The sequence below is a fragment of the Citrobacter sp. Igbk 17 genome (assembly GCF_028069775.1).
Classification (GTDB): Bacteria; Pseudomonadota; Gammaproteobacteria; order Enterobacterales; family Enterobacteriaceae; genus Citrobacter.
Genome location: NZ_JANEWI010000062.1, coordinates 1 through 9,453 on the forward strand (window position 1 = coordinate 1; position 9,453 = coordinate 9,453).

Sequence of the window (9,453 nt, forward strand, 5' to 3'; positions counted from 1 at the left end):
TGCTTTGATTATTCTATTCTTTCCCATGGTACCCGGAGTGGGACTTGAACCCACACAGCGCGAACGCCGAGGGATTTTAAAAACTATTAGAGAGTCTTATAAAACATAAGCTTATGATAAATAAGACTCTCTTTGCTGGTAATCGCTGATAATCACAGGTAATGGTTTGATTTTTGCTGCCACTATTTAGAGGGCTAAATTAAGCTGATTCCTCCCATAGTGCGAAGCAGGGAAAGCATCGGATGGGATGAAATCAGCCGGTAACTTTTCGCGGGGCGCGCGCTTGGTTACAAGCTTCTCAACGCTGTTGAGCGTAGTAAACGTAATACTGCATTCGAAATTCTGGCACTGGTGATAATGCCGGACTGTCATTTCACTAAGAGGGCGACTGGTGCGCGTACGGGCGACGGCACCACAAACAGGACACTTAAACATAATGGCCTCCCATGGCGGGAGTTGAACTCGCTCATATTATGGCCGCTATGATTCGGTTTCTGCAATCCATTCAGGTATTTTTGCTTCCAACTCCAGCCGCGTTTTAAACCCACTATCGTCAATAGTGTGGCTTGCCTTCGCAATTATCCAGTCCTGGCCGTCAATGACGTCTTTGAACTCCGTTACCGTTCCGTGCATCTCCGGATACAGATCCGCACGCCCGTAAGCTAGGGTTAAAGAGAACTCAGCAGCTCCGCGCTGGAGTTGTTGCCATTTTGCAGCTGCTGCACGTTGTGCGGCCATCTCACTGCTGTACGTCGTACGGAGTACAAAAACGTTACCATCTTCACCGGCAATATAGTCCCCTTCCCGGCTGCTGCTACGCGGCTTTTTGTCTGCGGTTTTCTTCCGCTTTTTAACAGTAACCTTTTTCTTTTTCCCGAAATCCATATCAAGCCAGTACGCCTGCACGCCGGTGTATGCGTCGCGATCTGCAATCCGGAAAGAATGGCGATCTCCGCTGTTGCGCGTGATGGAAAATTCCGGCAACGCTCTGCCGTTTGCGCTGACACCGCCACCAGGCAGGATGAAGAGCAGGTAACCATTTTTCACAGTTGCAATAGCGCCCAGCATTTCCGCCATGCGCGTCAGAAACGACATATCGCTTTCCTGCGTCTGATCTGCATGATCGATCTCGGCGGACATCAGTTGCTCTGAGATGAGAGGTTTTAACTTGTATCTGTGAGCTATAGCAGAGACGATGCGCTCTACTGTAACGTCATGCCACGACACCTCCCGCTTAACGTTAAATTCATCGCGGAAATCTGCACTTCTGGCCGTGATCTCGATACGGTCCGGCGGCCCTGAGTGCGCAATTTCATCCACGATGAAAATCCCTTTGTGTACCAGTTTTTCTCCCTGCCAGCCTATCGCTGCCGATAACTCAGCGCCACGTGGCGGTAACTCAATATCTCCCTGGCTGTCATCAACAGTGATAGTCAGTTCATCAGCATTAAAGCCCCTGTTATCTGTTAATTCTAACGAGATCAGTTTCTCATCCAGCATGATCAGCGCCTTGCCGCCAAGCGTTACGTTAAACGCTGGCACACGTGACAAGTCGCCAGGATAATTTTTGAATTTCTCAGCACCCGCATTCAGCAGGCTTTTTGCGCTCTCTATTGCGTCAGTTGTCAGTGCCATCGCTTTCTCCTCCCGCAAATATTTCCATGCGCGCGCGATAGGACAAACAGCCTTTTGTTGTCGCCTTTCTGCGACATCCGTCTCAACGTGTCTGCAGCCCGGAATTCAGCGAATATCACCATGAACTCACTAAACATGATGGCGGTAGAGTATGACCGACAACTTTTTCCACGGGGCGCGCACCAAAGAAAACACCGACCTCCAGACCGCGATCAATGACATTGATTCAACGGTCATTGGTCTGGTTGCGGTGGCCGATGATGCCGATCCCCTCACCTTTCCACTTGATACGCCAGTCCTGATCACTCGCGTGATTAGCGTGCTGGGTAAGGCGGGCAAAACAGGCTCACTGTATAAATCTCTCAAGGCTATTTCCGACCAGGTCAGCACGCGTGTAATTGTTGTTCGTGTCGCTGAAGCAAAGGAAGGAGAAAATGCCAAAACGCAATCCCAGCTCATTATCGGTGGCACACAGGCTGACGGAAGCTATACCGGGATGTTTGCCCTGCTGACCGCAGAGCAGAAAACCGGTTATCGCCCTCGCATCCTCGGCATTCCGATGTACGACACGCAGGAAGTAACCGCACAGCTGCGCGTAATTGCGAAGCAGCTGCGTGCATTCTCTTACAGTTACTGCGATAGCTGCGAGACTATTGCCGAAGCGAAAACCTACCGCGAGCAGTTTGCCGAACGTGAAGGGATGATGATTTGGCCTAACTTCATCGCCTACAACCCGCAGACCGGCGTTAATGAAGAATTCCCAGCTGTTGCCTATGCGCTTGGCCTGCGGGCACTGATTGACAATGAGCAGGGCTGGCACAAGTCACTTTCTAACGTTGCGGTTAAAAACGTCCTGGGTATCTCCAAAGACGTGTTCTGGGCGTTACAGGCGGAGGACTCCGACGCTAACGAGCTTAACGCCAACGAGATTACCACGCTGATCAAACGCGACGGCTTCCGGTTCTGGGGGAACCGTACCACCGACACCGAAGAATATATTTTCGAGGTGTTTACCCGGACGGCTCAAATTCTTGCGGACAGCATTGCGGAAGCACAATTCACCACCGTGGATAAACCGCTTACCCCGGCTAACGTCAAAGACGTTGTAAGCGGGATCAATGCCAAGCTTCAGGCGCTGGTCACTGCTGGCAAACTGATTGGTGCGGCATGTTGGTTTGATATTGTCGATAACCCGACCACCGGTATTCGCCAGGGTAAAGCGGTTGTTCGCTACAACTACAGCCCCGTACCACCGCTGGAAAACTTGACGCTGATCCAGACGTTTACCGATCAGTATTACGAACCAGCCTTTGCATCGCTGGGAGGTGCATAAATGGCTATTCCGAAGAAACTCCGCCTGTTCACGATGTTTGTCGATGGCGACAACTACATCGGGAAGATCCCCAGCGTCACGCTCCCGAAAATTACCCGTAAAACGGAAGATTACCAGGGTGGCGGGATGCTGGGCTCCGCTGCTGTTGACCTCGGCCTTGATTCAGGCGCACTAGACGCATCAATGGTTGTTGGCGGCATGGTCGAGGAGCTGATCCTGAAATGGGGTGGGGATATTGACGAACTACGCACGCGCTTTGTCGGTGAGATCTACAGCGGCGGTACAAGCTCCCTGCTTGAAGTCGAGATGCGCGGACGTATCACCGAAGTCGACCAGGGCGAAGCCAAGCAGGGTGATGACACCAGCCATACTTATGCGCTCAAAAATACCTATTACAAGCTGTCCGTGGATGACAAGCCTTTGCTGGAAATCGACCTGCTGAACTTCATCTACAAACGCAACGGCAAAAGTCTCTACCCGGACCGCATTGCGTCCGCCCTGGGTCTCGGCCAGTAATCTTTTTTAACCACTACCAATGGCGGCCAGCCTGGCCGCCCGGAGAATGAATAATGTCAGTAACTCTCAGCAAACCCATTAAACGCGGCGACCAGGAAATTAAATCCGTCGCAATCACCGACACAATCAAGCAGGCTGGCTCACTGCGCGGGCTGCGTCTGGTTGATGTTCTCAACTTCGACTATGACGCGGTATCAACTCTACTGACTCGCGTCACCGCGCCTCAGCTGACAACCACCGATATTTCCTCAATAGCGACCGGCGACTTTACGGCGCTGTGCGAAGAAATCACGCCTTTTTTGACGAAAGCGGCGCCGTCCGCACCGAGCGAGGCGGCGACGGCGAGCAAGTAAGAGAGGCAGTATTCAGTGATGTCGACGATCTGATCGCCGACATCGCTGTGATATTTCACTGGCCGCCCTCCGAAATGCACAGCATGGAGTTGCGCGAGCTGATGGCCTGGCGCGAACGGGCGGCCATCAGAAGCGGTAACCATGAGAAGGAGGATGACGACGATGGATCTTAGTATTCGCGTTGCGTTCAGTGCAATTGACAAGCTCACCCGCCCGGTCAACGCCGCCAGTAAAGCCATTGGCGGCCTTTCCGACTCCCTCAAAAAAACACAGTCCTCAATCAAAGACCTGGAAAAAAGCGCAGCGTCATTTGATAAGCTGCGCTCGCAAGCCAATGACACTGCACAGAAGCTGAAAAGCACCCAGCGAGCCTTTGACGGCCTCAACCAGAAACAACGCGAAGGTGGTCAGCTTACTGAAGCCCAGACGTCGCGACTTGAGTCACTTCGAACCAAACTTTCCCGGTTGACTGAAACCTACGGCAGGCAAACGACGCAGCTGCGCACAGCCGCGCAGGCAGTGCGTCAGCATGGTGTTAACCTCACCACCGGGAACGGCGCTATCCAAAGTGCCATCAGGCGTACGGAGCAATACAACCAGACACTTGAGCGTGAACGTCGCCAGCTGGCTGCTACCCAAAAAGCACAGGCCGGGTATGATCGAGCTAAAGAGACTGCGGGCAAGCTTCGCGGGGCAGGCATGGGGATGATGCTAGGCACTGCTGCTGCGGGCTACGCTGGCGGATCATTCCTGGCGCCTGCGATTGGTTTCGATGAGGAAATGTCACGCGTTCAGGCATTAACCCGACTCAACAAAGACGCCTCCCAACTGGCAGACCTGCGTGCGCAGGCCAAAAAACTCGGTGCCGAAACCGCATTTACTTCGCGCGATGCAGCCAGCGGGCAGGCGTTTCTTGCAATGGCTGGCTTTACTCCGGCTGCTATTCAGGCTGCATTGCCTGGCGTTCTGAATATGGCGCTCGCCGGTGGCATGGATCTTGGTGAAAGTGCCGACATTGGCTCTAACATCCTTACGCAGTTTCGCCTTGACTCACAGGAGATGAACAGAGTCAGTGACGTGCTGACCGCAGCATTTACCCGTACAAACACCGACCTGCGAGGAATTGGCGAAGCAATGACTTACGCGGGTGTTGGCGCAGAAAAATTAGGCATAAGCGTAGAAGAAACAGCCGCGATGGTCGGAATGCTGGCAGCTCAGGGCATCCGTGGCAGTATGGCTGGTACTGGTTTAAGGGCCTCTCTCTCACGTCTAGCTTCTCCAGTTGGCAAAGCAAAAGATGCCCTGAAGGAACTGGGAGTTACAGTTGCAGATTCCACAGGGAAAATGCGACCTATTGAGAACGTATTGACCGATCTTTTTAGGACTACGCAAAAATATGGAAATACAGATCAACTTTCTTTTTTCAAAGATATTGCAGGTGAAGAGGCTGCAAACTCCCTTCAAACTTTAGTTCAGTCTGCCGGAAGCGGTGAGCTGCAAAAACTCCTGGCTGATTTGCGAGGCTCTCAGGGTGAAGCGCAGAAGGCGGCGAAGGTCATGGCTGACAACCTCAGCGGTGATCTGAAAAACTTGGACAGCGCATGGGAAGGTTTCCGCATTCAGGTCGAAGAGACCACCGATGGCCCTCTGCGATCTATTACTCAGGGACTCAGCGACTTGATTACTGCCGCCAGCACCTGGGTTAAAGAAAATCCCCGCCTGACACAGACATTTATCCTGATTGGTGGCGCGATTATGGTACTTGTCGGTGCTCTTGGCATCGCAAGCTTAACAGCGAGTTTCATTCTCGGCCCATTGGCGAAGCTTCGGCTGGCCTTAAGCATGATTGGTATATCATCGATCACAGCGACCAGTTGCGTATCGACACTTGGCGTTGCGTTCTCTGGTTTACGGGTAATTCTCGCCTCGTTACTCGGCGTCCCTGGCCTTATTGTTGCGGCATTTGTTGCCGCTGGCCTGCTCATATTGCGATTCTGGGAGCCTATCAAGGCATTTTTCTCCGGGCTGTTTACAGGTATCAGTCTGGGTCTATCACCACTGATTCAGTCGTTTTCGTTTTTAATCCCATTGTTTGATGCAATTGGCGTCGGTGTATCTAAGTTATGGAGCTGGTTTAGCCAATTATTCACCCCTATAGACTTTTCTCGTGATGCGCTGGACAAATGCGCCAGTGCCGGGAAAACATTTGGTGAGGTACTCGGTGCCGCATTGAATTTACTCTTTACCCCCCTGCGACTGCTGACTGAAGGAGTCAGCCTTTTGCTGGAAAAGCTGGGTTTAATTCCATCCGGAATTGACGCTGCGAGAGCCAAAGTCAACGATCTCGCGCCCAAAAAACCAGTTTCATGGGAGTGGGACCCACAGCAAAAGAAAATGGTCCAGAAGGAATGGAAGTGGTCCCCCAAAAAAGCAGAGTCGCCAGTTACTACTGGCGCACCACCTGCGGCCTCGCCACTGTCAGGAAATACTGGTACGCAACGACGTCTGCAAAACATCGCAGACAATACAAAAGCAACCGCTGACAACACCAAGAAAGTCGGGCCAGGTGACATTATTTTCAAAAACCTGCCACGTGCCCTAGCTTTGCGTGGCGCATATCAAGAAGCGCGCGTTACACCGCAATCAGTACCGCGAGTGGCAACACCCGCAGCTGGCGGCGTTATTTCAGCGACAGCAGCCACACAGGCCCCGGTATCAGCTCCCGTTACCGCTCCAATCGGCGGCGGCCCAGTTTTTAACATTACCTTTAACGATGTTGGTAAGCGCACGGATCAGGAGCTGGAAAGAATGATGCGCAATGTTGTGCGTGATGCAATGGCCAGCACCGGCAGAATTAACCGTGGTTCTTTCCGCGACAGAGAATAGGTGACGATTATGATGATGGTCTTTGGAATGTTCGTTTTTATGCTGCGCACCACCCCTTACCAGCAACTCCAGCACTCACAGGAGTGGAGGCACGTAAAAAACGAGCGGGTTAACCAGTCAGCCGGTTGGCAGTACATTGGCGCTGGTGATGACAATATAACGCTGTCAGGCGTCCTTTACCCGGAAATCACCGGTGGAAATCTCTCGCTGTCAGCCCTTGAAACTGTCGGCTACGCAGGGCGCCCATGGCCGCTTATTGAGGGTACGGGGCGTATTTATGGTATGTACGTTTTAACACGTCTGGAGCGGGGTAAGTCCGAGTTCGACCGATTTGGGAATCCAAAAAAAATCGAATTTACCCTCAGCCTGAGCCGTGTCGATGCGGATTACAGGGAGAAGCTGCAAAGCTCGACCGTCAGCGATGCCCTGGCCGGGTTAAAGACGAGTGCAAATAATGCGATAAACCAAGTGAAAGACTCGCTCAACGGTCTGTTTTAATAATGCCTTAAGCCCCTTCATGTTCCCTTCTTGTTGAAGGGAACTTTTTATAAAGTGTCGATATTCCGACATCAAAAATAATAGCCACCCGCTGTCGTTTCTCCCCTGCGGCAATCAGTCTTCCCGCCTGTTCCCATTGCTGCTCTGTCAGTTTTGGTCGCCTCCCTCCTATCCTTCCTTCTGCACGAGCTGCAACCAAACCGGCGCGGGTGCGCTCAACGATTAACTCTCTCTCCATTTCTGCCAGTGCGCCCATGACATGAAAGAAAAAACGCCCCATAGGTGTTGAGGTATCAATGCTGTCTGTCAGGCTGCGGAAGTTAACACCGCGATTGCGTAGCTCTTCGATCATAGTCACCAAGTGGCGCATGCTCCGCCCGAGACGATCAAGCTTCCAGACAACCAGCGTATCCCCCTTCGATAAGGTTCGTAATAAACGCTTAAGCCCCGGCCTTTCCGCTTTTGTGCCGCTTATTTTGTCTTCAAATATTTGTTCACATCCTGCGCTTTCCAGCGCATTTCTTTGCAGCGCGGTGTTCTGGTCATTTGTTGACACCCTTACATAGCCGATCAGCATAAAAATCTCCTTTATTTAGATGCCATAGTCCCTCGCATTGTATCGAGCATCGTCATTTCTGGCTGTACTGCAGGTTAGGTACCGCACCATCAGAAGTAACCATGTCTTACGGAAAACGTTCAATTGAGAGAATCATTCTCTGGCGTTGTTGGGCAGTCGCGAAATGCTGGAATGTCAGTGGCTACCGTGAGTGCTACTGCGACATTTTCAGCCGATGAGTTGATTGTTGAAGATAGTGGTGGACGTCAGTACCGGGTAACTTCTTTCAGCAAGGGAATCAACCTGGCGACTACCGGTGCAGGCGGGATGGATACGGGGTCTGTGCCGACCACCGGCTTCGTGGCACTGTATGCTATTTATAACCCGACGACAGCGACGTCAGCACTTCTCGCCGTTAATGCGACAAACGCCAATGTTCCAGAAGTTTATGGTGGAACAAATATGCCAGCTGGATTTACAGCATCCGCACTGGTTGCTGTGTGGGGTATTGAGTCAGGCCAGTTCATTCTCGGTGATTTAGTGGGGAGAATATTGTCAATTCAACAGGTGACGGTACTTTCAACATCAAGCCCGGTTTCTACAGCAACCCCAATATCACTGGTAAATACAGTACCTTTAAATGCAAAAGCAGTGTCAGGTTTAATGTCAGCGTCAGCAGGCGGATCATCCAACATTTATAATATCTCAATCGATGTTGCCCCCCGTAAGAATATGGTGGGTAGAACGAGAGTAGCAAATAGCGGCACAAATATTACTGGAATATTCCAAATTCAACTCACTGAGCCATCGACTATCTACTACGCGGGCAGCGCAGTAGGTACAACGAACAACTCGTCAGTTTATGTAACATCATATGAGATTTAACTATGATTTATGTTCAGTTTTCAGATACCACAGAAACAAAAATAGTCGCTGTATTTGCGTCACCACAATCACCAGATTTCTATAGTAACCCCGGAGAAGTGACGCTGGATGACCAACGATACGCTGAATATTTCTCTCTGCTACCAGCAGATGTTCAAAGCGGACTGCCAGCGCCAGTTAACCTGGCTCATGAGAAGTAGAGCGTGTTATTGAATGGCCTACACCTCCGGGGGAACAGGCCAGTTGATATGCTCAGGGGCGGTTTTCACATCGACCGCCTTAACCTTGTTTTTATAAGCCATCCACGCCGACAGTTTATTTTTGTTGGCGTCGCTTATTTCACCCAGCATCAGCTCTGTTCGCCAGTCGAGCATTACTTTATCGGCATGGGCCAGCAACTGACTACGCAGTTTTTCAGCGTCGGCTATCGCCGCATTTCGCTGCGCGTCGGTATCTGCAACCCATTTGCTGCCATCCCATTTATCATACTGAGTAGATGGCGCAACAGTTGTGAACCCTGAACGAATCTCCCCGATGTAGTTAACGACAGCTGTTGCTCTGTCAGCTGTTGAATACACCGTAACGCCGCGATTATCTGACTGTTGCTCCCATCCAGTACCGTTGAATACAGCTACAAATCCCGGTCTTTCCTCACCAGGGTCTATGGTCGTCGAATGGCCTGGCATACTCACGCCAACGTTAATGTATTCGTCAGACCATCCACGATATTCACCGGTAGAAGGTTCATAATAATAAACGCGAATTTCACCAGCCTGAGTCGCCAGTCCGTT

Annotated in this window: 11 protein-coding genes; 7 read left to right on the forward strand and 4 right to left on the reverse strand. The window is 51.4% G+C overall.

The window, feature by feature from the left end:
* Positions 1–186 precede the first annotated feature (186 nt).
* Positions 187–435, reverse strand: a complete 249-nt coding sequence (locus tag NNO08_RS22420; protein ID WP_039268386.1) for an ogr/Delta-like zinc finger family protein — start codon at positions 433–435, stop codon at positions 187–189.
* A gap of 45 nt (positions 436–480) precedes the next feature.
* Positions 481–1,635, reverse strand: coding sequence for a contractile injection system protein, VgrG/Pvc8 family (locus NNO08_RS22425; RefSeq protein WP_200022224.1), 1,155 nt, complete (start codon positions 1,633–1,635; stop codon positions 481–483).
* A gap of 151 nt (positions 1,636–1,786) precedes the next feature.
* Here NNO08_RS22425 and NNO08_RS22430 point away from each other — a divergent pair, with 151 nt between their 5' ends.
* The 6 genes from NNO08_RS22430 to NNO08_RS22455 are packed head-to-tail and all read left to right on the forward strand — an operon-like array spanning position 1,787 to position 7,221.
* On the forward strand, positions 1,787–2,968 hold the full coding sequence (locus NNO08_RS22430; RefSeq protein ID WP_023307193.1) for a phage tail sheath subtilisin-like domain-containing protein: 1,182 nt from the start codon (positions 1,787–1,789) through the stop codon (positions 2,966–2,968).
* Positions 2,969–3,484 (forward strand): phage major tail tube protein, encoded by a 516-nt coding sequence (locus tag NNO08_RS22435; protein ID WP_010835090.1) that lies wholly within the window; start codon positions 2,969–2,971, stop codon positions 3,482–3,484. It begins immediately after the preceding gene.
* A 53-nt stretch (positions 3,485–3,537) separates the two neighbouring features.
* Complete coding sequence (locus NNO08_RS22440) at positions 3,538–3,837, forward strand: phage tail assembly protein (RefSeq protein WP_271457574.1); 300 nt, start codon at positions 3,538–3,540, stop codon at positions 3,835–3,837.
* 29 nt (positions 3,838–3,866) lie between these two features.
* The gene (locus NNO08_RS22445; protein ID WP_039268621.1) at positions 3,867–4,010 is read left to right on the forward strand and encodes a GpE family phage tail protein; all 144 of its coding nucleotides are present in this window, start codon (positions 3,867–3,869) and stop codon (positions 4,008–4,010) included.
* The gene (locus tag NNO08_RS22450) at positions 4,000–6,723 is read left to right on the forward strand and encodes a phage tail tape measure protein (protein ID WP_271457575.1); all 2,724 of its coding nucleotides are present in this window, start codon (positions 4,000–4,002) and stop codon (positions 6,721–6,723) included. The genes NNO08_RS22445 and NNO08_RS22450 overlap by 11 nt, the downstream gene beginning before the upstream one ends.
* A 9-nt stretch (positions 6,724–6,732) precedes the next feature.
* Positions 6,733–7,221 (forward strand): phage tail protein, encoded by a 489-nt coding sequence (locus NNO08_RS22455; protein WP_024142417.1) that lies wholly within the window; start codon positions 6,733–6,735, stop codon positions 7,219–7,221.
* A 7-nt stretch (positions 7,222–7,228) separates the two neighbouring features.
* Here the strand turns inward: NNO08_RS22455 and NNO08_RS22460 are convergent, their stop codons facing one another.
* Positions 7,229–7,798, reverse strand: a complete 570-nt coding sequence (locus NNO08_RS22460) for a recombinase family protein (protein WP_039268389.1) — start codon at positions 7,796–7,798, stop codon at positions 7,229–7,231.
* 177 nt (positions 7,799–7,975) lie between these two features.
* Here NNO08_RS22460 and NNO08_RS22465 point away from each other — a divergent pair, with 177 nt between their 5' ends.
* Positions 7,976–8,662: a hypothetical protein gene (locus NNO08_RS22465; protein ID WP_271457576.1), complete on the forward strand. Its 687-nt coding sequence runs from the start codon at positions 7,976–7,978 to the stop codon at positions 8,660–8,662.
* Positions 8,663–8,880: 218 nt separating this feature from the next.
* Here NNO08_RS22465 and NNO08_RS22470 read toward each other — a convergent pair.
* Positions 8,881–9,453 (reverse strand): tail fiber assembly protein (locus NNO08_RS22470; protein ID WP_271457577.1); only part of this gene is annotated, 573 nt, incomplete at its 5' end.

What these genes read in the sequence shown, in the direction of transcription:
- NNO08_RS22420 (WP_039268386.1), bottom strand. Translation starts at nt 435, where the DNA reads ATGTTTAAGTGTCCTGTTTGTGGTGCCGTCGCCCGTACGCGCACCAGT.
- NNO08_RS22425 (WP_200022224.1), bottom strand. Translation starts at nt 1,635, where the DNA reads ATGGCACTGACAACTGACGCAATAGAGAGCGCAAAAAGCCTGCTGAAT.
- NNO08_RS22430 (WP_023307193.1), top strand. Translation starts at nt 1,787, where the DNA reads ATGACCGACAACTTTTTCCACGGGGCGCGCACCAAAGAAAACACCGAC.
- NNO08_RS22435 (WP_010835090.1), top strand. Translation starts at nt 2,969, where the DNA reads ATGGCTATTCCGAAGAAACTCCGCCTGTTCACGATGTTTGTCGATGGC.
- NNO08_RS22440 (WP_271457574.1), top strand. Translation starts at nt 3,538, where the DNA reads ATGTCAGTAACTCTCAGCAAACCCATTAAACGCGGCGACCAGGAAATT.
- NNO08_RS22450 (WP_271457575.1), top strand. Translation starts at nt 4,000, where the DNA reads ATGGATCTTAGTATTCGCGTTGCGTTCAGTGCAATTGACAAGCTCACC.
- NNO08_RS22455 (WP_024142417.1), top strand. Translation starts at nt 6,733, where the DNA reads ATGATGATGGTCTTTGGAATGTTCGTTTTTATGCTGCGCACCACCCCT.
- NNO08_RS22460 (WP_039268389.1), bottom strand. Translation starts at nt 7,798, where the DNA reads ATGCTGATCGGCTATGTAAGGGTGTCAACAAATGACCAGAACACCGCG.